Annotated in this window: 20 protein-coding genes; 12 read left to right on the top strand and 8 right to left on the bottom strand. The window is 46.7% G+C overall.

What is annotated here, in order from left to right:
- Nucleotides 1-5: 5 nt before the first annotated feature.
- Nucleotides 6-677: a molecular chaperone gene (locus tag HV237_RS06075; RefSeq protein ID WP_016157277.1), complete on the bottom strand. Its 672-nt coding sequence runs from the start codon at nucleotides 675-677 to the stop codon at nucleotides 6-8.
- A 54-nt stretch (nucleotides 678-731) separates the two neighbouring features.
- Complete coding sequence (locus HV237_RS06080; protein ID WP_249415302.1) at nucleotides 732-1,301, bottom strand: fimbrial protein; 570 nt, start codon at nucleotides 1,299-1,301, stop codon at nucleotides 732-734.
- 1,046 nt (nucleotides 1,302-2,347) lie between these two features.
- Here HV237_RS06080 and HV237_RS06085 point away from each other — a divergent pair.
- From HV237_RS06085 to HV237_RS06135, 11 genes are read left to right on the top strand one after another with little or no spacing between them, the layout of a single operon-like run.
- Nucleotides 2,348-3,763 carry an undecaprenyl-phosphate glucose phosphotransferase gene (locus tag HV237_RS06085; RefSeq protein WP_046274861.1) on the top strand — a complete coding sequence of 472 codons (1,416 nt, stop codon included), beginning with the start codon at nucleotides 2,348-2,350 and terminating at the stop codon, nucleotides 3,761-3,763.
- On the top strand, nucleotides 3,753-5,039 hold the full coding sequence (locus HV237_RS06090; protein ID WP_046274862.1) for an outer membrane beta-barrel protein: 1,287 nt from the start codon (nucleotides 3,753-3,755) through the stop codon (nucleotides 5,037-5,039). The genes HV237_RS06085 and HV237_RS06090 overlap by 11 nt, the downstream gene beginning before the upstream one ends.
- A gap of 1 nt (nucleotide 5,040) precedes the next feature.
- Nucleotides 5,041-5,598, top strand: coding sequence for a polysaccharide biosynthesis/export family protein (locus HV237_RS06095; RefSeq protein ID WP_047358829.1), 558 nt, complete (start codon nucleotides 5,041-5,043; stop codon nucleotides 5,596-5,598).
- 2 nt (nucleotides 5,599-5,600) lie between these two features.
- Nucleotides 5,601-7,730, top strand: coding sequence for a tyrosine-protein kinase domain-containing protein (locus tag HV237_RS06100; protein ID WP_047358830.1), 2,130 nt, complete (start codon nucleotides 5,601-5,603; stop codon nucleotides 7,728-7,730).
- Nucleotides 7,727-8,938 (top strand): oligosaccharide flippase family protein, encoded by a 1,212-nt coding sequence (locus tag HV237_RS06105; RefSeq protein WP_047358831.1) that lies wholly within the window; start codon nucleotides 7,727-7,729, stop codon nucleotides 8,936-8,938. Before HV237_RS06100 ends, HV237_RS06105 begins: the two co-directional genes overlap by 4 nt.
- The gene (locus HV237_RS06110) at nucleotides 8,935-10,305 is read left to right on the top strand and encodes a hypothetical protein (RefSeq protein ID WP_047358832.1); all 1,371 of its coding nucleotides are present in this window, start codon (nucleotides 8,935-8,937) and stop codon (nucleotides 10,303-10,305) included. The genes HV237_RS06105 and HV237_RS06110 overlap by 4 nt, the downstream gene beginning before the upstream one ends.
- A 4-nt stretch (nucleotides 10,306-10,309) precedes the next feature.
- Nucleotides 10,310-11,299 (top strand): glycosyltransferase, encoded by a 990-nt coding sequence (locus tag HV237_RS06115; protein WP_016154114.1) that lies wholly within the window; start codon nucleotides 10,310-10,312, stop codon nucleotides 11,297-11,299.
- Between the two features lie 14 nt (nucleotides 11,300-11,313).
- Nucleotides 11,314-12,525: a glycosyltransferase family 4 protein gene (locus tag HV237_RS06120; RefSeq protein WP_047358833.1), complete on the top strand. Its 1,212-nt coding sequence runs from the start codon at nucleotides 11,314-11,316 to the stop codon at nucleotides 12,523-12,525.
- A gap of 1 nt (nucleotide 12,526) precedes the next feature.
- A complete protein-coding gene (locus HV237_RS06125) occupies nucleotides 12,527-13,639 on the top strand; it encodes a glycosyltransferase family 4 protein (RefSeq protein WP_047358834.1) in 1,113 nt (370 codons plus the stop codon).
- Nucleotides 13,640-13,641: 2 nt separating this feature from the next.
- Nucleotides 13,642-14,049, top strand: coding sequence for a hypothetical protein (locus tag HV237_RS06130; RefSeq protein ID WP_047358835.1), 408 nt, complete (start codon nucleotides 13,642-13,644; stop codon nucleotides 14,047-14,049).
- A 31-nt stretch (nucleotides 14,050-14,080) separates the two neighbouring features.
- Entirely contained in the window at nucleotides 14,081-15,472 is a 1,392-nt protein-coding gene (locus HV237_RS06135; RefSeq protein WP_047358836.1) for a DUF4832 domain-containing protein, read from the top strand.
- Between the two features lie 46 nt (nucleotides 15,473-15,518).
- Here the strand turns inward: HV237_RS06135 and galE are convergent, their stop codons facing one another.
- The 6 genes from galE to melR all read right to left on the bottom strand — a co-directional run bounded on the left by galE (nucleotide 15,519) and on the right by melR (nucleotide 22,480).
- Complete coding sequence (galE, locus tag HV237_RS06140) at nucleotides 15,519-16,535, bottom strand: UDP-glucose 4-epimerase GalE (protein WP_016154109.1); 1,017 nt, start codon at nucleotides 16,533-16,535, stop codon at nucleotides 15,519-15,521.
- Between the two features lie 67 nt (nucleotides 16,536-16,602).
- Nucleotides 16,603-17,541 carry a hypothetical protein gene (locus tag HV237_RS06145; protein WP_047358837.1) on the bottom strand — a complete coding sequence of 313 codons (939 nt, stop codon included), beginning with the start codon at nucleotides 17,539-17,541 and terminating at the stop codon, nucleotides 16,603-16,605.
- Between the two features lie 259 nt (nucleotides 17,542-17,800).
- Nucleotides 17,801-18,436 carry a carbonic anhydrase gene (locus HV237_RS06150; protein WP_016154107.1) on the bottom strand — a complete coding sequence of 212 codons (636 nt, stop codon included), beginning with the start codon at nucleotides 18,434-18,436 and terminating at the stop codon, nucleotides 17,801-17,803.
- A gap of 154 nt (nucleotides 18,437-18,590) precedes the next feature.
- Entirely contained in the window at nucleotides 18,591-19,763 is a 1,173-nt protein-coding gene (locus tag HV237_RS06155; protein ID WP_046274870.1) for a PatB family C-S lyase, read from the bottom strand.
- A 124-nt stretch (nucleotides 19,764-19,887) separates the two neighbouring features.
- On the bottom strand, nucleotides 19,888-21,348 hold the full coding sequence (gene nhaC, locus HV237_RS06160; protein ID WP_046275107.1) for a Na+/H+ antiporter NhaC: 1,461 nt from the start codon (nucleotides 21,346-21,348) through the stop codon (nucleotides 19,888-19,890).
- A gap of 193 nt (nucleotides 21,349-21,541) precedes the next feature.
- Nucleotides 21,542-22,480, bottom strand: a complete 939-nt coding sequence (gene melR, locus HV237_RS06165; protein WP_047358838.1) for a transcriptional regulator MelR — start codon at nucleotides 22,478-22,480, stop codon at nucleotides 21,542-21,544.
- Nucleotides 22,481-22,789: 309 nt separating this feature from the next.
- Between melR and HV237_RS06170 the strand changes: the two genes are divergently transcribed.
- Nucleotides 22,790-23,290, top strand: coding sequence for an anti-virulence regulator CigR family protein (locus HV237_RS06170; RefSeq protein ID WP_016154103.1), 501 nt, complete (start codon nucleotides 22,790-22,792; stop codon nucleotides 23,288-23,290).
- The last annotated feature ends 270 nt before the right edge of the window (nucleotides 23,291-23,560 follow it).

Raw genomic sequence — 23,560 nt, forward strand, 5'->3', positions numbered from 1 at the left:
CTAACTTAATTGCAAGATACCGGGACGTTATTAACCGCGTTAGTGCCGCCGTAATCATCTACCCAGCTAAAACCGATATGGCTGACTTTTTGCTGTGACAACGCAAACGTGCGTTCGCCATGCGGATTAACCATGTCGGCATCGATGTTTTGGCCGTTAATATGTAATTGCGTCAGGGAGATATGTAACGGCGTCGCATTGACTGCCCGCAGAGTATGACCGTGGCACTGCCACTGTAATTTCTCAACGGCTTCAGGTAGCGTCATATTCAGCCCAACAGGGCGATAAAATAGTTTGATGCGAATACGCTGCGCCAGCTGTAAGGTATTTTCTTCATTCTCGATGGTGGGGATTTCCTGCACATTAATCCACACTACAGATTCAACATCCTCAGGAAAGCCGTTGCCCTGATAAATAGCTCGCAACACGGCTGATTTATGGCCGTCAAGTTTCAGGATCGGAGGCGTAATTAACATTGGCAGATTGGCAGGTGTCTCATCCGGATTACCATTATCCAGCCACGTCTGTACCATATATGGCTTGTCTGTATTATTGTTGACGTCAAACATCGCCGCTTTATCGTTCTCATTATAAATAACGCGTGTTTGACCCAAATTAATTGCGCTGTGAGCGGTGCTAACCACACACAGCAACAGGTAAAAGAATATTTTATTCATCAGGTGCACTTTCCAGGTTCAGGGAAGAGTGCCATCCATAGCAATCAACGTCCGTTATTTATAAATGACGGTGTAATTCATATCCGCAGTGATCGTGCCTGCCGCAGGCAGCGTTCCGCCAATTTGCTGATATTTGGCGACCAGATCGATTTGTGCATCGCCATTTTGATCTGCTGTTAAGCTCACCTCATTACTACCGGAAGCGAAATCGAGGGCATGACCCGCTTGATCCACTTCGATGCCAACATCGGTGGCAGGAGTCGAACCACGAGTCGCTTGCAGAAGTGCTGCGTTACTGCCAGGGGTTTTACCGGTAAAGACCACCACATAGCCGTTTACTCCTGCTGTCTTACTACAGCCGGTAAACTGCAACGTAAACGGAGTATCACCGGTAGTAGCGCCATCATTGCCAAAAAACTGGTTGGTAACTTTTGGCAATGTCACTGTCGTATTTTGCAGGTTTGCTGAGCTAACCACGCAGGTACTGGCAACAATTTCACCGGCAAAATGGACCGTTGCGGTGGCTTTAGAACCAGCTCCTGGAGTGGTAACGCTAGCAGCGCCTGCATTAGCGGCAAACAAAGCGACCAGTACACTGCTGGTAAGTGCAGTTTTCATCATCATAACTCCGTTAAATTTATTATTTACCCAGAAAAGTACTTGTCAGAGGCACAGATTCAGCTGGAGTTCATCAACGTCAAAAAATGATGTAGGACTTCATTTGAAAGAAATGATTAACGTGCGTAAATTGCTCAACAAGTAATCCGGCGCGGATATTATTTATTTGCGAAAAATAAGTAAACAAAATTTTTTGGCATGATTGAATGGCTTTGGAAGGTGTTTTTATATATATCTTAACAAAACTGTATACATTGTTATCAATAATTCGTTGGGTCGATTTACGCTGCTTTTAACAAAATTTTAATGCTGTCATTTATTCACTTCTCTTTATTTTAAATCGATATGTTGGTAAGCGCTGAAAATTCTGATGTTAAAGGTGTGTTCATGCAGAATGTTGATATTAGTAATATGTAACACGCATTTTCTCAATGATTGGCTACAGTTTTAATTTAAGCCATGCTTACCGCTTCTACTCATCGGAGTTGCTACAATTATTTAAACTAAATTTTTTTTACTATTCGTTTTTTTTTGAATTTTGAGCGTGAAAATGAAAGCAATCGCATACTCTTCGTAAAATACCTTATTTATAATAAGGTTGCTAATCATTGCTTTGTAAATGTGTTACTAAGTTATTTTTATGGTGGGAATTATAAATAGACTTATTGATTTCTTCTTGTCGCTCTCCAGGACTCTCATCACTGACCATAGCGCAACGAGGTTTGGACAAAGTATTGCTTTTTGTAAGGTTAACGCGTTGTCAGGCGATCATCATGTGATTCTACCCGTGGTAGCTTATGAATTGTGAACTGTCAATGACGTTTATGTTGCAATTAATCATGTTTTTTAAGGATGAAATTAAAAAATATTACCAATAAATAATCATCTAAATCATTGGGTTGCATTTGTATGGTGCGAAACCCATCACATTGTATTACATTGTTTTTTACATTTAATGACTGTGTGCCATTGCGTTTTTAAGACTTGTGATATAATTAGCAACATAAATGAGGAAAAAAACAATTAAAAATCAATAAATAATGGGCTGAGATATGCTTAAAAAATCGCTAAAGATTAGCAGCCACGGATATCCAGTCTTTTTAAAGCTGGTCGATTTCATTGTAATCAATGCGACGTTAATTTTTAGCGCCCATCTGTTAGGTCTGGCGCCATTTAACACCATTGCCATTCTGAGTATTCTCTTCTCAGTCTTTTTCTTACTGTTTGCTGAATACATTAAAATGTATCAACAAAAGATTAAGACGATCGGTTTACGTAATCAAAAACGGTTGGTTTTTTGTACGCTACTGGCGATTTTTTTTAACGAACTGGTCAGCATGACGGTGGCTGAACCCGAGTCTCTCGGCTACTTAGACAAACTGCCTTCCCCCTTTTATTCAGCGATTATTTACTGGTACTTCATCCCATTACCTTTTCTTTATTACATTCGCTTTTTCATTTTTAAATATTCAACGAAAAAGAGTATGCGCGTGGCGATTATTGGTCTGACCGACAATGGTCTGGCGGCAGAAAACGCGTTAATGGATGAATACGCTAATATCACATTAGATCTGGCTTTTTATGATGAGCGCGCCTTATCCCGCTGTGGCGATATCGTCGATAAGGTTAAAAGCCCCTTTCGTGGGCCGGTGATCAATCTGGTTGAGGAAGCCCGGCAGGGAAATATAGACGAAATCTACATCGCTTTACCGATGGTAGCTTTACAGCGCATTCGTCATTTTTTGGCGATGATGTCAGACACTACCGTAGATACGTATATTGTTCCTGACTTCTATACCTACAGTAACAACATGTCCAAGCTACGCTCCATTCACAACCTGCAAACTATTGGAATTTTTAGTTCGCCGTTTGAAGGGGCGGGTTCGTTTATCAAGCGGGCGGAAGATTTGGTGCTTGGTAGCATCATTATGGTGATGATTTCTTCGCTGATGTTGGCCATTGCCATTGGAATCAAACTCACTTCCCGCGGGCCAGTCTTTTTCAAACAAGATCGGTATGGTCTTAGCGGGCAAAAAATTAAGGTCTGGAAGTTTCGCTCGATGCGCGTTATGGAGAACGCCGATACGGTTATTCAGGCCACTAAAAACGATCCGCGGGTAACCAAATTCGGTAGTTTCTTACGCCGCACCTCACTGGATGAACTGCCGCAATTTATCAATGTATTGCAGGGAAGTATGTCGATTGTCGGTCCCAGACCTCATGCGGTTACGCATAATGAGCAGTACCGTAAACAGGTCGAAAATTACATGATCCGCCATAAAGTTAAGCCTGGGATCACAGGGCTTGCGCAGATCAACGGTTTCCGCGGGGAAATCGATGCGCTTTATAAGATGGAAAAAAGGGTTCAGTACGATATTGAGTACATTCAAAACTGGTCTTTATGGTTGGATATAAAAATTATTATTAAAACTATTTTTAAAGGATTTATCGGTAAGAATGCATACTAAATTACTCGTGATTACCGGAATCGTGATATCGCAGCCCGTATGGGCTGATTTAACACCGAAATCACACATTGGCTTTGCGGGGATCGACTTCCAGGGCAAGGTCGCTGTGGACTATGGTTATAATGATAACGTGTCTTATCAGCCACATAGCAGAGATGCTATCGGTTCCTCGTTTCAGAGCGCAGCGCCCGTTTTGAGTATGATCGGAGAGCGCGGTCAGGATAAGTATTTACTGATGTACTCCGGTGATTATCGTAACTACTCAAGCGATTCCGCTGATAACTATAACGATCATTTTTTCCGTTTTAACGGTGCCTGGCGCTATGGGCTCAAGCACGGCTTAACACTCAATCTGGAGGATACGCTTGGGCACGAATCCCGCGGTCGAGGGATCACTGAGGGGTTTCTACCGGGTCAATTCGAGCAGTATGGGATTAAATCTCCGCTGACGACGAATTTTATTAACAGTGAATTGCGCTATAGCTATGGCGCGCCGGATGGGCGCGGGAAAGCGGAACTGGCGTTGTTATACAAAAAACTGACGTTCGGTAATACGTCCGACGCCCAGGAGAGTAGTGAAGATTTCTACAATTATATTCAGGAACAGGAATGGCACGAAAATAGCCTGGTGGCAGAAATTTTTGACCAATACACATCCAGAACGCGTTTTCGCTATAGCTTTATTACTAACCAGCGTCACTATGATAACAACTCAGAAAAAGACACTAATGAGTATTATTTGCTGTATGGCCTGAAGTCGCAGTTGACGGGAAAAACCAATGTCGACATGAATATTTCATGGTTGTACAAGACATTTGAAAACAACGCAAACTCGCATGATTTTAATGGTCTAAACTGGGATATAAAAGGGGAGTGGAAGCCGTTACAGCAGTCTGTTTTCACGGTGCACTCAGCGCAAAGCATTAAAGACCCATCGGAAGTTGGGGGATATATTTTAGTCACCCAGTATGGTCTTTCTTACCAGCACTTCTGGTTAGGTAACCGTTTTTCTACCTTGCTGGATTACTCATACACTTCAGAAGACTATAAAAAACAGAATAAAGATCGGCATGATAAAGATGGGGTATTTAGCGTAACCATGAGCTATGACTACACGCCGTCGGTCAATTTTGAGATTAAATATCAAATAGATACGTTGAATTCGAATAAGGATACTGATTCGTTTTATATCGGTCCCAACGACAATCAGGAAGTCATCAGAACGTTGGGTTATGATAATTCTATGATTATGCTTAAAGCTAAGGTTCAGATCTAAAATGAAAATAATAGAACTGTGCGCGGTTTTGCTATTCAGTATCCTGATGGTCGGATGCACAACGTCCAGCCCGAGATTAATGGACGATCCTGCTACTGTTCAGCAGGATTACCGACTTGGGGCAGGGGATACTGTCAATATCGCTGTTCATGGTCAACCCGATATGACGATGCGGTTTATTTTGGATAAGAGTGGGGAGATTAATTTCCCGTTTGTTGGTGCTCTTATATTAAAAGATAAAACTGCTGAACAGGTGACTAACGAATTAACTCAACGCCTGACCGGAGATTATTTTACTACTCCGATGGTGACGGTGAGTATTGCCGAGTTCCGTAAATACTATGTTTCTGGCGAGGTGAAAAGTCCGAATGGATTCGCTTATGAGCCAGGACTTACCGTCGAGAAATCTATTGCGCAGGCGGGGGGATTTACAGATCGTGCTGACCGTCAAGATATCAACATTCGCCTGTCAGGTAGCAATCAGCTGCTTGAGAATGTTGATTTAACGCACTCTGTTCATCCTGGGGATGTCGTGATTATTGGCATGGGGTTCTTCTGACGATGAAACTATCAATAGTGGAAAACGGCAAAAAACGAGAAAGCACTGTTGAATTCTCCCGCTTTGCCAAAGCGCTGAAAAAGAACGCCTGGAAAATCGCGCTGGCCGGTATCGTTGCCGGGGTCGTGGCTTATCCGTTAATCAGCATGATGTCCTCAAAGTATGTATCAACGGCGACTGTGCTGATTAAGGCGCAGGCCGATAACGTTTCTCCGTTCCCACAGGTTGATGGTTTCGATTCAACGCGCAGTGGTTACTACGAAACGCAATATGCGTTGATGCATTCACGAATTGTGCTCGAGCAAGCCGTTCGCGATATGAAGCTGGATGAAAATCCGGCATTTACCGGGGAAAAAGCCGATGCTCAGGGCGCTGATAGCAGTGAAAGTCGGCAACTAAGAATGGAGCTGGCGCTGAAAACGTTGTCGAAAAACCTGAATGTCATCGGTATTCGGACAACGAACCTCGCCTCTATTACCTATGAATCGACTTCGCCCCAGGTTGCGGCTAATATCGCCAACGGCGTCGCGCAGGCTTTCATCAACTATACGCTGGAGCAAAAGCGTCAGAAAGTAGAGAAAGCCCGCGAACTGAATTATGAAAAAATGGAAGAGATTCAGAAGTCGATAGCGAAGCAAAAAGAAGATATGGAGAGTTATCTGAAAAATGCCGGGCTGCTGACCTTTCGCGGTATTGATGGTTTTGAAACCGAGCAGTTAAGTATCGTGACCAATCGCCTGGCCGATGCGACTCAGCGTCGTGTTGCCGCGGAATCTGTCTATAACGAGGTGAACGGGGGAGGGAAGTCCGCTGAGAGTGTTATCTCGCTACCTTCGGTCTCTAACCACGCCCAGATTCAGGATTTACGCATTGCGTTAATTCAGGCGCAGCGTACGTTGTCTGAATTGCGCAAAGTCTATGGGCCAAAAAACCCGGCCATTTTAAAAGCAGAAGCTGATGTGCAGTCGATCCAAAGCCAAACGGGACGGGTGTTGGGTGAACTGAAAGTGGGTTTACGCCAGCAATATCTGGCGGCGCTTGCGGATGAAAAGAACTACCAGCAACAATTGGCTGAGCAGAAAGCGATCTTCCAGAAAATGGCGTCAAAACGGGATGCCTGGAACAGCCAAAAACTGGCGTTAGATAAAATGGAAGATCTGTACAAATCGCTCTATCAGCGTACTCAGGAGTTGTCGCTGTCCGGCGTGAATGCCGATGCGGTGTTATACGATCCCGCAGTTCCTGCATTAAAACCGGCGAAGCCGAATAAATCACTGCTGTTGGTGATGGTGGTCATGCTGGTGGTTGTGTTCAGCATCATGTATTTCATTGTCAAAGCGGCGATGGATAACTCAATCGCTAGCCTGAGTCGCATGAAAAAGCGCCTCAACGTTACCCCGCTGGGCGAAATCCGTCGTTTTAGTGGAACCTCAGGGCGTGCGCAAGTGCGGGACATGATCCTGAAGAACCCGCTGAATGCCGATATTGTGCACGGTATCCGTACCCGGATTATGCTCGATAACCGGTCATTACAGACGCTCATCGTGGCGTCAACGGAGCACGGTGAAGGACGTTCTCTGCTGGCGAGTTTGTTGGCGAACTCCTTTAGTTTCGATCAGAAAACTCTGCTTATTGATGCGGATTTCTTTAATACTGATGGGCTCTCTTCTGAACTGGCGTCGGCAACATCCGCAGGTCTGGCGGAACTGTTGCGCGGGGAGACTGAGCTTAAACAGGCGCGGATTACGCTCAGTGATAATCTCGACTTTATTGCGCACGGCAAGAGCACCATCTCTTCTTTACTGATGTTGTCGTCGGAGCACGTTGAACCCTTAATGCGCGAACTGAAATCGCATTATCAGCGCATCATTATTGATGTTGCTGCTGTGAATCAGAGCCAGGATGTTCAACTGATCAAACGTGCCGTCGATGGGGTTGTTTTCATAGTGAAAGCCGGGATGGGGTCGGCGGGACACATCGCCAGCGCACTGGATAAGATTGAGGAAAATAACGGCGTGGTGATTGGCGCGGTGCTCAATGCGGTTGAAGAAAAAGATCTTGAAACCCAGGAGGGTCTGCGTTCACTTAACTTCAGTACCGATCAACTGATGACGACGCCAGGCCGGGTATGAGTCTACTGAAGAGCGCTTCCACGATAGCCGGTTCATCAGTCATCTCGCAGTTGATTGGTGCGCTGTCTATCTGGTTGATTTCGCACAAGTACGATATGGCTGAGGTGGGGCTTTATGCGCTCAATTACAGCATCGCCGTGGTGGGCGCGCAGGTGTGTACCTTTGCATCGCAGCTTTTAATTCCAAAACAGCACGACGACGAACTGGTACAGAACGTCGTATTTTGCCTGATCCAAAGCACGATCATTGCCTTACCGTACGCCGTACTGACAGCGTGGCTGTTTCACCAGAACATCCTGTTCCTCTATTTGCTGACGCTGGCGACGGCGTGGGTTTTAATCTCGGAAAACCTGTCGCTGCGCACGGCCAATTTTCGTTTTCTGATTTTCCAGCGCATCTCTGTCTCTGTGGTGGTATTACTTTCGGTTCTGGTTACGCATCAGGTGCAACTGTTTTATTGGTCATGGGCCTGCGCGACGATGGTGCTGACCATAAGCTGTATTTTGCATTCGTTTGATATTCGTTCCGTGGCGGCCAGACATTTGCGACCTGCCAGTAACTGGCATTTTTTCAAACAAAATATCCATCACATTACCAAAGTCGGGAGTGCGGAAGTGCTGGCGATGGCCAGCAGTAATTTGCCGATTATGTTGATTAACTTTTGGTTCTCGGCGCTGACGGCAGGTTATTTTTCCGTAGTTAGCCGCTTTTGCCTGGCGCCGGTGGTGATTATCGGCAACGCAGTGCGCAATACTATTTTTTCCAAGTGGTCTATCGACTTCAGAAATAATACCTTTAATTATCATGAATATACCAGGGTGCGGATGCTACTGTTGGTTCTGGGGGTTATCTGTACTCTCGGGGTGTTTATTTTCTATCCAATAGTGATGCGTCTGGGCTTTAGTGAAGACTGGATTAACTCCATTGAAACGTCGCGCTACATGTTGCCCTATTTATTCCCGGCGCTGGCGATAAGCCCTCTGACGGTGATTGAGCTTATTTTTGGTTCCCACCGCTATTTTCTGCGTATCCAACTGGAACAGCTGGCGATTGTGTTATTCGCATTTGTCGTCATTCCCTATTTTCATAAAGATTATGCCACGTCGGTTATCCTGTTTTCTTCACTGACATTTATTCGCTACGCCTTCATTTATCTGAAAATGAATAAGCGAGCCAATCTTCTGAAAGACAAGCCGGTGATACTATGACGCTGAATACCGGATACTATTTACAGGTTTTTAGCTTTATCACGCTGATCCTGTGTGGCCTGGTGCAATACTTTACCGGCATGCAGTCGGTGCTGTGGATCCCCTTTTTCCTGACCCTGTTGATGGTGGGATTATTGGTGATGCAGACGCGTGATGGCTCGCTGCAGCTGGATGCGCAGGAGACGATTGTCCTGGCGTTGTATTTTTCGTTCCTGATACTGGCCGGAACATCGACGCTGATTCAGGGCGGGATCACCGTCGCGATTGTGGCATTTAAAAATGAAATCGCATTGTCACTGGTGATGATCTGTTTGCTGCTGGGATTTTGCCGGGAGTCGCAGATTTACCGTGCAACGCGCTATCTGTACTGGGTGTTTTACGCGCAAATCCCGGTAATGATTTATCAGGTTTTACTGGTCGTTCCCCAGCGCGTTGCGGTGCGTGGCGAAGATGAGAAATGGGACTCTGTGGTTGGCACGTTTGGCGGTGACCCCATGGGGGGCGGTAACACTGCTGCGATGGGCCTGTTTTGCCTGTTGATTATGTTGTTAAAAGTCTCTGAGTATAAGCACGGGTTGACCACGTTCAAGTCCATGGCGTTGCACATTGTTCTTGGGATCGGGCTATGTATTATTGGTGAAGTGAAGTTCGTCATTCTGCTGTCACCTCTGTTCCTCGCGTGGGTGTGGATCTCACCGAGCTACGTCAAAGACGTCAGTAAGGTTAATCTGAAGACGCTGTTGGTTATTGTGGCGGGCATGCTGCTGCTTATTAGCCTGTCGATAGTGATCCTCGCGTACTATTATTCTTCCGCGTTTGGCGGCGATCCGTCGAAAAGCTCGTTAAGCATTTTCATCGACTCCTTAAGCTATATCTTTGACCCGAACTACATCATGTCTACCGGGGAGTTAGGGCGCTTTACGACGTTCCTGTTCTGGTTGAAAAATAACGATCTGTGGGGGCTTTCAGGAACGTTATTTGGTTATGGGCTCAACGCCACAAACAGCGGGAGTACGGTATCGCCGGGCTTTTTGAATATCATTTATAACTTAATTCTCGACTCGACTTCCCTGAGTATGCTGCTGTGGGAAGTCGGGGTGATCGGCACGTTACTTTTTATTAGCTTATTCATTTATATCCTGAAAGTTTGTCAGCCAAAGCCATTACTGACGCTTGAACAACTGGACCAGCAGGATCTTCAGTTGCTGAGCTTTGCACCGGCGTTTAACGCTTTTGCTATCAGTTGCTTAATTAGCTTACCTTACAGCCAGATACTGATGATTACACCGATGTTACAATTCCTGTTCTATTTATCACTAGGATCAAGTTTAGTGATTCGTCGAACCGTCCTTCGCTGTGTAGGGTAATTGTATGGACCAAAAACCGTTTATTTCAGTGAGTATTAAAACACTCAATGAATCTGAATGTATTGAGAAAACGATAGACAGTATCCGCAGGCAGCTTGTTGATTATCCACATAAAATTATAGTGGCAGATAGCCTGTCAACGGATAACACCCAACAGCTTGCGATCGATAAAGGGGTGACCGTGGTCTCTTTAACTGACCCAGGCGATCGCTGCTGCGGCGTCGGGCATCAGTTAGGTTATCTGTATAGTGAAGGGGAATATCTGTTGCTGATGGACGGCGACATGGAGCTGGAAGAGGGCTTTGTGGATCAGGCTGTCGCTTTTTTGCAGGCTGAGCCGGAATATGCAGGTGTCGCGGGAACCGTTGAAATGGACGATGCCGTTAACTATGAATTTAAATCGCGTAAGCAGCGTATTAGTAAAATCTATCCGCTTGGAGATAGCGACCATTTAGGCGGTGGTGGGTTATATCGCCGCTCTGCGATTGAGAAAATTGGTTATCTCACCAACCGTAATTTGCACGCTTATGAAGAAGCTGAACTTGGCCTGCGTTTGCTCGATGCGGGTTATAAACTACGCCGTCTGAATATTCCGTATTTTATCCATACTTCGCATACCATGCCGACCTTTCAGATGCTGAAGCACCGCTGGAAAAGTGGATACTATCAGGCACCGGGCGAGCTTTTACGTTGTGCGTGGGGAAAACCTTATTTCGGCAAAGCGTTAAAAATGGTTAAGAACGAGGCGATTTTTTCTGTTTATCTGATTGCCTTGTTTATTGCGGCGGTGACCTTCAATCTCGAACTTTTCGATATTGCATTTCTACCCTTGCTTGCCTTTATTATCTTGAAAACCGTGCAGAATCGATCGTTATTGAACGGATTGCAGAGCGTAATGAACCTGGCCGTGCTTTCTGCGGGACTTGTTAAAGGGTTGACTAAACCAGTACGCGATCCGTTGACTCCGCCTGACAGTAAAATCATTCATGAATAACTAAGGCTGGCGCAATGAAAGTTTTATTAGTGAATAAGTTTTTTTTCATTAAAGGCGGCGCGGAAACCGTTTATTTTCAAGAGCGCGAGATGCTGAAACAGGCCGGAGTACAGGTTATTGATTTCTCGATGCAGCATGAGAACAATTTCCCTTCGGACTATGCGGATTATTTCGTCAGCAATGTGGACTACCACCAGGAGCGCAATCTGCTGGGCGGGCTCAAAACGGCGGTTAACTTTATTCATAATTCGCAGGCCTGCAAAAAGATGCTGGCGCTACTACAAAAAGAGCGTCCGGATATCGTCCACTTCCATAACATTTACCATCAGTTAACGCCGGCGTTGATTAAAGTGGCCCGCAATTTTGGCTGCAAAACGGTGTTGACCGCGCATGACTATAAAATCGTCTGTCCTGCCTATTCCATGCTGCGCGACGGTAAAGTGTGTGATTCCTGTATTACCGGGACGGTTTTCAATGCCTTCAGGTATCGTTGCCAGGAAGGCTCTGCTTCAAAAAGCCTCCTGCTCTCTTTAGAGGCGACCTGGCAGTATATTGCGCAAAATTACCAGGCGCTGGATGTGATCGTTTCGCCGAGCGTCTTTTTACGCGGTGTATTGTTGCGTACGCTGCCGAATTCGCGCATTGATGTCATCGTCAATGGCGTTGATGACAGCCGTCCTCTGGGTGAGGTAAGCGATGCGGGCTATATGCTGTACTTCGGTCGCCTGAGCCGTGAAAAGGGCGTGGCAACGTTATTGGCGGCGCATGAGAAAATGCAGAACAAAGCGCCGCTGAAAATTGTGGGGCACGGTCCACTGCACGATGAATTAGTCGCCCAATACCCGGACGTTGAGTTTTTAGGTTATGTGCAACAAGGGGAAGCTCTCGATAACCTTATTAAGCATGCACGGGCAGTGATCCTTCCTTCAGAATGCTATGAAAACTGTTCGATGGCGATATTAGAGGCGATGTCCTTAGGCAAGCCGGTGATCGGATCGCGCATCGGCGGTATCCCGGAACAAATTCGTGACGGAATCGAAGGGATTTTATTCGAACCTGGCAATGCGCAGGAGTTAGCAAATGCGCTGGATGCACTGGCCGACTCGCCAGAGAAGGCGCGGGTCATGGGCTTACAGGGTCGTGCGCGATTGAGTGAAAAATATGCGCTGAGTAAACATATGGATACTCTACTGGCGCTCTATAAAGAACTGCTGAGCAGGCCATAGTATGAGTAAAAAAATAACGGTTTTTGGTACGCGTGGTATTCCCGATGTATTGGGCGGGGTGGAGACACACTGTCAGAATCTATATCCTGCCATTAAGCAGCAGTTGGACGTTGATATTTGCGTGATTGCACGCTCGCCGTATGTAAATTACAAACGATCGTTATATAAGAAAGTTGAAACCTACGCGCTGTGGGCACCAAAAAAGCGCTCGCTGGAAGCGATTGTCCATTCCGTTTTAGCGGCATTTAGGACAAGTATCGACCATTCAGATATTGTGCATGTCCATGCTATCGGACCTGGGCTTGTGATCCCATTATTACGCATGTTAGGGAAGAAGGTGGTTTTCACCCACCATGGACCTGATTACGATCGTCAAAAATGGGGATTCGTTGCCAAAAAAATATTGCTGCTGGGTGAGCGTTGGGCAGTGAGATATGCCAACGAAGTGATTGTGATTTCTGAGGTTATTAATCAACTGATCCAGAAAAAACACGCTCGCTATGATGCGCATTTAATTCACAATGGCGTCAACGAGCCGCGGTCGTTATCTGTGCTGACCATCGACAATACGCTCTCCCGCTTTGGGCTGCAGCCGAAAAACTACCTCGTGGTGGTTGGGCGATTTGTGGAAGAAAAAGGGATGCATGATGCCATCGCCGCCTATCAGCGCAGCGGTTTAACTATGCCGTTAGTGTTAATTGGCGATGCGGATCATCCGACCGAATACAGCATTCGCCTCAAAAAGCTTGCCGCGGACACGCCTGGCGTTGTGATGACGGGGTTCTTGCGTGGTGATGAGCTTCAGGCGGTGTTTTCCCAGGCACAGCTGTTTGTGATGCCTTCATACCATGAAGGATTGCCCATTGCGCTGCTGGAAGCAATGTCATTTTCTCTTCCTGCCGTCGTCAGTGATATTCCGGCTAACCTCGAAGTTCAACTGCCGTCCGAGGCCTATTTTAAGGTGGGGGATGTGACCAGCCTGGCCGAAAAACTAACCGAGTGGGCGGCAACCAATAGCGTGGACTATCGTGTATATTTGCAAAACTATAACTGGCATGAAATCGCCAAAAAGACGATTAACGTCTATCACTCAATTGATAAAGATATAGGTTAATTTTGACCAGTCCTCAAAATCGTCCTCCCGTCATCGAACGATTTTATGCTCATCTTGACGAGCCGATTGCGCAAGAGTTGACCCCTGAACAAAAAGAAGGGGTGGAAAAAGCGATCCTGGCTTCGACTCTGACTTCTCGGCATCAGATCGATATTCGCCGAAGCTTTCCCTTTTTCAGTAAACGCTATTATCTGGTTTTTTTGTTTGGCAGAGATTTGCGTCGGCAGCATCGTCAGGAATCGACCCTGTCGAGAATATTGCTCACTTTTTTGCTGCTGATTGCCGTGTTGTTCGTTACCTGCTGCGTATTGCTGACGCTGTATATGATCAAATCAGCATTAGGTATTGATGTGTTCCAAAATTTTCATGTGGGTATATGGGACTGGTGGTTAAGCCTGAAAAACCGCTAGCGTAAACAAACCTGTGGAGGGCGTCACTGCGATGAAGTGTAAATGGGTTTCTGCGCTGTTGTTGATGTCCTTTCCGTTGGCGGTTATGTCCGCATTAACGACCGTAACCCCCAAAGCATTAACGGGCCCGCTAACCAATCCGGGGATTGGCGTGGCAAGTTTTCATCAGGGGTACGGTGAAACGCTGGGTCTGGCGGATTATCCCAATACCGGATTTGAATACGAGCGATTTTACTGGCGAGAGCTGGAGCCTGTTGAAGGTCAGTATAATTTTGCGCTGGTGGATGATGCCTTCAAATACGCGGCAGCGCATCGTCCCGCGATGAATGTCGGGCTGCGGTTTATGGTGCTTGCCGATCCGGGGGATGGCACAAAAATTCCCGATTGGCTGATTAAAAAAGGCGTGAAAGGCCGCTGGACGCCCGATAATAAAACATTTATTCCGGATTTAAGCGACCCGCTGTTTATTGAGTACAGCCAGCGTCTGCTGAACGCATTCGGAAAACGCTACGGCGGTAATGAGAATCTCGCTTTTGTGGATATCGGCATGGTGGGGGCCTGGGGTGAATGGCATAACAGCAATTTCCCTGATCTGAAACCACTGTTGGAGCAGTACACCACCGCGCAGTTAGACCGCTACGTCGCAATGCACTTTTCTGCCTTCCCTTCGACGCCGAAAATAATGTTGATGAGCGGTGGGCAAAGCCTGGCGAATGCGGTGGCGCGAGGGGCTGGATGGCGGGCGGATTGCTGGGGTGACCTGCGCGTATTTTCGGACTCCTGGAACCATATGGCCGATGATTACCCGCAGCGATTACTGGCAGCGCAGCAGAGCTATTCAGGGTTTAACGATGCCTGGAAACGTGCGCCGGTCAGTCTGGAAATCTGTTCATATATGCAGGACTGGAAGAACACCTTCCACTATACGCGTGCCGAAGTGCAGGGCATTTTTGACTGGGCGGTCAAGCAGCACGCCAGCACGATCAACCTGAAATCGAGAGCGATACCTAGCGATTATCGACCGATTGTTGATGATGCGCTGACCAAACTGGGCTATCGGTTTCGCTTAGCGTCTCTGAGCCATGAGTCCGTGTGGGACGGCGGACAAACGTTGAGGTTGAACAGTACCTGGTATAACGAAGGTATCGCACCGATTTATCTGCCCTACACGCTGGCATTTCGTGTGGTGGATAGCGCCAATAAGGTGGTGGCGCAGGGGAATGCGGCGGATGATATACGACGTTGGCTCCCTGGCGTTTATCAGGTTAGCTACGCATTGCCCATGCCGGGCCGACTGGCGAAAGGGCAATACGCCATTGAGGTTTCGATGCTGGATAAATCCGGGGCGGCAAGAATTAACTTTGCCAACGAAGGAAAGCAGAGCAGCGGCTGGTATCGCGTATCAACGATAACGGCACGCTAACCCGTCATGGCAACGAGCCTGAGGCTCAGGCTCGTTGCCGGGTACATCAGATGTTATAACCATTCGGGTTGTTTTTTTGCCAGTTCCAGGTGTCACGCATCATTTCATCAAGGTTGTAGATGGCCTTCCAGCCCAACTCTTTGTATGCCAGTGACGGGTCAGACCAACATTCGGCAATGTCGCCGGGCCTTCTGTCGACAAATTGATAGCTTATTTTTTTCTGTGCCGCTTTTTCAAACGCCTCAATCAGATTAATCACAGAATAACCGACCCCGGTACCGAGATTAATCACCTTGTAGGCAGCGCCTTTGTTCTGGCTATCCAGCGCGGCTAAATGGCCGGTCGCCAAATCCATGACGTGGATATAATCACGAACGCCGGTGCCGTCGGGGGTTGGATAGTCATTACCGTAAACCGACACGGTTTTCAGCTTACCAATCGCAACCTGGGAGATGTACGGCACCAGGTTATTGGGGATACCGTTGGGATCCTCACCAATTCGACCCGATGGATGGGCGCCGACTGGGTTAAAATAGCGCAGGCAGGTAATGCGGAAGTCGGGCTGCGCGCGGGAGAAATCGGCCAGAATCTGTTCGACCATTAATTTAGAGGTACCGTACGGATTGGTGGTTCCCCCCGTACGCGATTGCTCGCTCAGCGGCACGCTTTCCGGATTACCGTATACCGTAGCAGATGAGCTAAAAATGAATCGATTAACGCCTGCGGCCAGCATCTCATCCAGTAAAACCAGCGTTCCAGTGACGTTGTTTTCGTAGTAAGCAAGGGGTTCTTTTATCGACTCGGAAACCGATTTGAGGCCCGCAAAATGAATGACATCGGTGATGTTATGGTTGGCGAAAATGTTTTTTAATGCCTGCCTGTCGAGAACATCAGCGATATAGACAATGGGTTCCCTTCCTGTGAGTTCCGCGACCCTGTCCAGCGAGATTCGGCTGGCGTTTGCCAGATTATCGATGACAACGACATCATCGCCTCTTTCCAGTAGCGTTAAAACAGTATGTGAACCAATATAACCTGCACCACCAGTGACAAGAATAGCCATATGGACTCCAGAAAAATGCTAAAAACCCGAGCGATTTTCCACCAATACCACCCAAGGATCCAGGGGATCAGTTATTTTGCCGGGAAAGGTATACGTTTCTATATTTTATCATACACTTATAGGATATTTTTTTAAAGATTGCCAACAGACTGAACTTATTTATTTTTGTATCATAGGCAATATAGTTATTTGAGAAATTTAGCGTGTGAACGCCGTCACTGTGGTTGATCGACGAATTGATTTGTTCGATCAGATTCTCATCAAAAGTAGCGTCATTCAGTGTGACTAATTCTTTGATGTAGATAGATTTTCCATATGTTTCAGGTGTGCATTCCTGGGTTAAGAAATACATTTTGTTATCGACAAGATAAGGCGCACCCGCTCCCCGATGATGATGATTGCTCACCTTCAATGCAGGAGTAATTCTCTGCCACTGTCCGTGAAGATGCTCTGCCGAATGAATAATTATTTTATTATCCATGGTGGTCGATATAAGATAGCAGGTCTCATTCATTGAAAGAAAAATGTTATCTGTCACTTCGGTGTCAGAGATTAGAACTTTAATTTTCTTCCAGCGTGTAGGAAACTCTACTGACTGAAACAGTATCACTTCTTTTCTTTCTGATGATTCAGGAATCATGAAGAGCTGATCGTTAATATTGATCAGGAACGGAAATGACAAATGACACATCAGGTCGTCAAAACCTTCAAGTTTCACGTCATCAATTTCAACCAGTTCACGATCAAGAATACGGCATCGGAGCGTGCCTTTCGAGTTGCGAAAGCTAAAAGCTTCATAAAAAACATACAGTTTATCATCTTTTTCAATAAGAAAAGGATCGGCTTGAAACGTATATTCCTTTTTTAACTGCTGTGCAGCGGATTTATTTAATATATCCAGTGTGTTATCTGGGAATTGGTGTGTACCATGATCCTTAATAATCATGATATCCCATGATTCATGATAGAATAACATATTTATTATTCGTTTTAATTTCGCTAGCATTTGCGTCAGCTCCTTTTTATCGCCTGCACCATTATCAGAATTGATATCGCTGCTAGATAATTTTGATAAAACACTCAGGTGAACAGCTGTTTTAACTCTAAATACATGCAATCTGTTGCAATACTGAATGGATGAGCTAAGGCCAATGCAAAAGCAAAACATCAACGGCTATTTAAAAAACTAGCTGCAAGTGCGTTTTTTGTCTATAGCACAAAAGTAGGTAAAAGCTCTCCAGAGCATCCTTGCTCCAGGGGAAAATTTACTCGAAATGCACCTGCGGGTTATCTGCAAGGGAAACATAGGTTTTGCTGTTTTTATCAAGGGTACGGATTTCACCGCTTTCGATGTCATATACCCAGCCGTGCAGACGAAGCGCATTATTTCGCAGCCCAACCGCGACGCAAGGATGCGTTTTAATATTATTGAGCTGTGCGATAACGTTTTCTTCCACCATGGCGTTAACTTTATCGATTGGGTTATCCCAGGTTTTCTTCTCAACCACGGCTTTCGCGGCATCGGCATAGTGCAACCAGTGAGCCACAGCGGGCATCGGATCCAGAGGCTGGCTATCAGCAATGGCTTTCATCGCGCCGCAGTTGGAGTGTCCGCAGATGACGATATCCGTCACACCAAGTGCGACAACCGCGTATTCAATCGTAGCAGATACGCCACCGGGTTCCGGTCCAAAAGACGGAACGATATTACCGGCGTTGCGGATAACGAAAAGCTGTCCGGGCTCTTGCTGAGTAACGAGTTCTGGCACCAGGCGGCTATCGGAACAGGAGATGAAAAGCGCTTTGGGATTCTGGCTGGATGCCAGGCTGCGAAAGAGTTCCTTACGTTGAGGGAAAATCTCTTTTTGGAAGTTGAGGAAGCCCTCAATGATATGTTGCATAGCAGTGTCTCTTTTCTCTGTTTAAGCAGGTTATGATGAAGATCACACTTTCCAGTTTAACACCAGCCGACAGAACGGAAAAACTTTATAGCAGTTCTGCAACATCTTTGTATAGTTTTGCCCCACCGTGGCGGGGCAAAGAGTGTGATGCGCGCTACGCGTTCTGTCGTTTTTGGTACGCCGCTTTCAGTCGGTTCATCGCTTCTACCAGTACCGAGCGCGGGCACCCAACGTTGAGTCTCATGTGACCCTCTCCGCCGGGGCCATATTGTGCGCCTGGTGACAGACCCAGTTTTGCTTCCTGCACAAAAAATGCGCTTAGCTGTTCATCGCTAAGATTCATTTTTTCCGCGTTCAGGAACAGAAGATACGATGCGCCGCCATACACAATGGAGATTAAGGGACAGTGCTTTTCAATTTCACTTTTAACAAACGCCACATTGTCGGCCAGGTAGGCTAATAATTTTTGGTGCCAGTCGCCACAATGGGTAAAGGCGCTGTAAATGGCCGCCTGCTGTAATGAATGTGTCTCGGCCAGGTAGCAGTTATCCAGGAAACCATAGAACTGATGGCGTAATTCATCATTTTTAATAATGGCAATTCCGCCCTGGATCGCCGCCGTATTGAAGGTTTTACTGATTGAGGTCAGCACGATTGACTGACTCCCTGTCGCTTCGTCTAAAGTAAAAAACGGCAGATGGCGCTTGCCTGGCAGGGTTAAATCACTATGCACTTCATCGGAGAGAATAATGACGCCAGCTTGCTGACAATAGTGACTTACTTTTTCCAGCGTTTCCCGCGACCACACCATACCGCCCGGATTATGCGGCGAAGGGAAAAGAAACATTTTGCACTGCTTGAGTTTTTCGCTGAAATCATGCCAGTCAAATTCGTAATGACCATCTTTCTCAATGAGGCGCGTTTGAATCAAATTCCTGCCGCTGGTATTTACCAGATTAGGGTAGGGGTCATATATTGGCGTACAGGTTAAAATATTATCACCTGGTCGGGTAAACACCATCAGAGAGAGCACAATAGTTTTTATGACGCCGGGAATAAAATGCAACCAGTGTGGCTTTATGTCGACATCATACTGTTGTGCATACCAATGAATAACGGACTCTTTCCATTGCGGATAATCCAGGTTGTAGCCTTGTACTGGCTGCGATACCACTGAACGCAGTGTGCTCATGATTGGCTCTGGCGTCACAAAATCCATATCTGCAATCCACAGCGGTAATACATCGGTGGTGCCGTACATCTGTTGTAATTGACCGTATTTACGGCAATTAACATCCCTTATGACAATATCATCAAACAAAGACATTGCTGACTCCTGGACAGTCTCTGAAAAATAGTTTAAGCAACGCAACAGTGAAGAATATTTCTGTATATCTAATTGATATATTAAATTTACCCTGGTGGTAGCCAATATTTAGCTATTTATTAGCCTATGATTTTTGCTCAACCATATGCTCTGTAGCTTCATTTGGTTCATATTTAGCAATACCAATACCGGTGGCCGCCCACAGCAGGGCAAAGATGATGCCGCTGTAGCAGAGGATTGCCCATGGCAAATAATCAAGCGTCGCCACGCCCAGCATCGTGGCGCAATAAACGCCTGAGGCAGACCAGGGGATAATCGGTTCGACAACGGTTCCGGCATCTTCGGTAGTACGCGAGAGGTTCTTTGTCGCAAGCCCTCGTTTTTTATATTCTTCTTTAAAGGCATCGCCGCACAGCAGCAGTGGCAAGGTTCCATTTGCCGTACAGGCACAGATGGTGAACGTCGTCACAATCGTGGTGGCCACCAGGCGGAATGTGGATTTAACGCCTTTCGTGAGCGCGTTTATGACGGTGTGCAAAGAGCCTGTCGCACTCATTGCGCCGGCAAAGCTGAAGGCGCTGAAGACGGTGACGAAGCTGCTAAACATTGAAATGGCGCCGCCTCGTTCCAGTAAGCGGGAAACATCTGATGACAGTGTTGGCAGGTTATCTCCGGTGAGCATCGCGAGCTTAAAACCGCTAACCACGGATTCGCCAACCGATGATGCGGTAAATTGCTGAAAGGCTAATGCCAGAATCATCGAGACTATTGTGGATAAAAAGAGCATCGGGATTGGCGGTCTTTTTGACAGTGAGCCATACAAAACGATGATCGGTGGCAACAGTAGAAGAATGTTAAAGTGATAAATCTGGCCGATAGCGTTCATCAAGTTGGTGATATTGGCAGGCGCGCTGGATGAGGCATCAATGCCCATGCCCATATAGCTGTATACGACGCAGCAAATAATAAATCCCGGGCCGGTGGTCCACAGCAGATGGCCGATATGCGAGTACAGGTTTACACCGGCAGCCAGCGCCGCCATGTTGGTTGAGTCAGAAACCGGAGAAAGCTTATCACCAAACCAGCAGCCGGAGACAATAGCGCCAGCAGCAATGGGCAGCGAAACATTCAGACCAATCGCTACGCCAATCATGGCGATCCCGACGGTTCCGATGGATCCCCAGGAGGTGCCGGTACAGACTGAGATCAGCGCTCCCAGCATAAATGCTGAAATATAGAAATACTGCGGGTTAATCCACTTCAGACCATAATAAATCATCATTGGAATAGTGCCTGACACCATCCATGCGCCAATTAAGAAACCGATACTGGCGACGATTAATATGACAGGAAGCGCTTCAGATATTTTATTGCAAATAGATTGTAGAATGTCATCCCATGTGTAGCCGTGAGCGATGGCGATAAACGAGGCGGTTGCGGTTCCCACGAGGATCATGGGTTCAGCTCGAATATTGAAGATAAAATATCCGATGCTAATGCCACCCAGCATGACTATCATGGGTAAAACTGACCAAAAGAAAGACAATGGCTTTCTGTTGTTGGCGGTGCAGCTATTTAATTCCATAATTCCATCCCAATCGATAATGGTTGAACACGTCAAATAAATACCTGCTACAGGTCACCCATAAATGGGTAACATAGTTGCCAGAGTTCATGGCTGAACCCTATTTTATTAACTGCTGCAGATTATCTATTTTGACCTGCTATTCTGACGCTTATATTTTGGTAGTAAGGTAAGAGTGAGTTTGACGAATAAATTACCCCTCGGCATAAGGTGAATGATTTCGGCGCTGTTGGCTCAGTTTGCGATATTGCTGCGGCGGCATGCCGACGTATTTATGAAATGAGCTATAAAAACGGCTGCTGGATCGGAAACCTGCAATTGTAGCGATATCCAGAATTGTTTTATCCGTATCGCTGAGCAAAGCCCGCACATGGTTGATGCGCATTGCGGTAATATACTGTTTCATGGTTAGTTGCATCACGCGATGAAAAATGCCCATCGCATAATTTGGGTTGAGCTTAACGTGTTCGGCAATTGCATCGACCGTAAGCTGTTTGTCGCAGTTTGCGGCAATAAACTCCAGCATCTGGCTGACGTAAAACTGTGAATGCCGTGAAATACTGTTTTTCTGGGTGCGCGATGTTTTGTTACCCAGCACTGGCAGCCAGCCAGCGAGGCTAAATCGCTTGAGCATCAGGGCAATCTCATCAATGGCTAATTGACGAATTTGCTCATTGTCGCTGTTGAGTTCACTCTGCCAACGCTGCACTTCAAAAGCGCTCAGCTGCTGCGAGGCAAGCGACGTAATCACCATCCCATGCGTCACGTGGTTAATCAGTTCCCTGTCCAGCGGCCAGGACAAAAACAGATGCATCGGTAAGTTGAAGATGGCCATCTGTTTACAGTGCCCGGCATCCGTCAGCTGATGGGGTGTGCAGGCCCAGAACAGCGTGATAAAGCCCTGTTTGCTTTTCACTACTTCGTCATTGAAAAGGTACTCCACATCGCCATCAAACGGCACATTCACTTCAACCTGACCGTGCCAGTGGCTGTAGGTCATGGCCAGCGGAGCCCGCAGCTCGACGTCCATCCGCTGATACTCTGAGTAGAGCGCCAGCGGACTTCGCGACTTTTTTTCATAGCTGCGACACATATGTGGGTCGAGCGGCAGCTGCGGGGTACTTTTTGCCATTATGGGTGGGTTCCTGAATAGTGAATCTGACCATGGGTAGCGCCAAAGCATGAACATAGCTTAACCGAAAAAAAACGCCGTTTTCTCTCCATTTTCGCGAAGTTATTCCCAAAAACTCAGATCCTGTGCCTGTCGCTTGCCGATCTGAGTTAACGGGAATGGCGGTTTTTAATTTAAAAAACGGTCAATCAAAGCTGCTCACTTTGCAAAGCGACAGCGTTTTTCTGCCAATAAATCGGATTCATAGCGATAGCCAATATTCACGCAATACCATACATTTTGTATGTATCCATATCTTAAGGAATCATCATGTCCAGGCTCCGTACTTTAGCAACGGCTTTAGTTGCCGTTGCCGCGATGTCGATGTGCGCTATCCCCGTTTCGGCTAACCCCGGTAATGGCAACGGAAATGGTAATAGCGGCAACCATGGTAATAGTGGGAATAAGGGTAATAGCAGTCATAGCCAGAAAGGAAACCCAGGCCCAAAAAACAACTCGCAATCGGAACAGCGTAAAAATTATGGCAAGCCGGATCATGTTGATAGTGATATTAGCTATAACGTGGCCAGGCAGTACGCCGTCAGATATGGTTTGACGGGATATAAGTCACTGCCTCCGGGCATCGCCAAAAATCTGGCGCGAGGAAAACCACTTCCTCCGGGGATCGCTAAGAAAAGTGTCCCATCCTCGATGCTGAATCAACTGCCGTATTACCCAGGTTATGAATGGCAGGTTGTTGGCGACAATCTGGTGTTGATTGCACTGAGCACGGCAATTGTCACCGCGGTTATCAATGGTGTGTTTGATTAAGTATCCCTGTACTTAATTTGCTCTGTTATACCCACCACAAGCCCGCGCTACGCGCAATACCGTTCAGTTAAGCATGTATGGAGAACATGTGATTCCGGCTCAGGGTTCCGTTCACCTCAGCGATATCAATTCTCTGAGGCTCAGATACCCGTGAACGTGCAAGAGAGGCTCACCGCCGCCTCCCTTGCAACCCAGGCTCCCGGCGGGAAAATCGTCGCTGCGCGATTCATTCGTCTTATGCCGTCTGCCTGTCGGGTCGGGGCCGGGCCT

This window comes from Citrobacter sp. RHBSTW-00570, assembly GCF_013739755.1.
In the GTDB taxonomy this organism is placed as follows: domain Bacteria; phylum Pseudomonadota; class Gammaproteobacteria; order Enterobacterales; family Enterobacteriaceae; genus Citrobacter; species Citrobacter braakii.

Bases quoted from the DNA above. Each gene is read 5' to 3' on its own strand.
- HV237_RS06115 (WP_016154114.1), top strand. From the start codon at position 10,310: ATGGACCAAAAACCGTTTATTTCAGTGAGTATTAAAACACTCAATGAA.
- HV237_RS06095 (WP_047358829.1), top strand. From the start codon at position 5,041: ATGAAAATAATAGAACTGTGCGCGGTTTTGCTATTCAGTATCCTGATG.
- melR (WP_047358838.1), bottom strand. From the start codon at position 22,480: ATGGCAAAAAGTACCCCGCAGCTGCCGCTCGACCCACATATGTGTCGC.
- HV237_RS06080 (WP_249415302.1), bottom strand. From the start codon at position 1,301: ATGATGATGAAAACTGCACTTACCAGCAGTGTACTGGTCGCTTTGTTT.
- HV237_RS06110 (WP_047358832.1), top strand. From the start codon at position 8,935: ATGACGCTGAATACCGGATACTATTTACAGGTTTTTAGCTTTATCACG.
- HV237_RS06120 (WP_047358833.1), top strand. From the start codon at position 11,314: ATGAAAGTTTTATTAGTGAATAAGTTTTTTTTCATTAAAGGCGGCGCG.
- HV237_RS06170 (WP_016154103.1), top strand. From the start codon at position 22,790: ATGTCCAGGCTCCGTACTTTAGCAACGGCTTTAGTTGCCGTTGCCGCG.
- HV237_RS06125 (WP_047358834.1), top strand. From the start codon at position 12,527: ATGAGTAAAAAAATAACGGTTTTTGGTACGCGTGGTATTCCCGATGTA.
- HV237_RS06075 (WP_016157277.1), bottom strand. From the start codon at position 677: ATGAATAAAATATTCTTTTACCTGTTGCTGTGTGTGGTTAGCACCGCT.
- HV237_RS06135 (WP_047358836.1), top strand. From the start codon at position 14,081: ATGAAGTGTAAATGGGTTTCTGCGCTGTTGTTGATGTCCTTTCCGTTG.
- HV237_RS06105 (WP_047358831.1), top strand. From the start codon at position 7,727: ATGAGTCTACTGAAGAGCGCTTCCACGATAGCCGGTTCATCAGTCATC.
- galE (WP_016154109.1), bottom strand. From the start codon at position 16,535: ATGGCTATTCTTGTCACTGGTGGTGCAGGTTATATTGGTTCACATACT.
- HV237_RS06150 (WP_016154107.1), bottom strand. From the start codon at position 18,436: ATGCAACATATCATTGAGGGCTTCCTCAACTTCCAAAAAGAGATTTTC.
- HV237_RS06100 (WP_047358830.1), top strand. From the start codon at position 5,601: ATGAAACTATCAATAGTGGAAAACGGCAAAAAACGAGAAAGCACTGTT.
- HV237_RS06145 (WP_047358837.1), bottom strand. From the start codon at position 17,541: ATGCTAGCGAAATTAAAACGAATAATAAATATGTTATTCTATCATGAA.
- HV237_RS06090 (WP_046274862.1), top strand. From the start codon at position 3,753: ATGCATACTAAATTACTCGTGATTACCGGAATCGTGATATCGCAGCCC.
- nhaC (WP_046275107.1), bottom strand. From the start codon at position 21,348: ATGGAATTAAATAGCTGCACCGCCAACAACAGAAAGCCATTGTCTTTC.
- HV237_RS06155 (WP_046274870.1), bottom strand. From the start codon at position 19,763: ATGTCTTTGTTTGATGATATTGTCATAAGGGATGTTAATTGCCGTAAA.
- HV237_RS06085 (WP_046274861.1), top strand. From the start codon at position 2,348: ATGCTTAAAAAATCGCTAAAGATTAGCAGCCACGGATATCCAGTCTTT.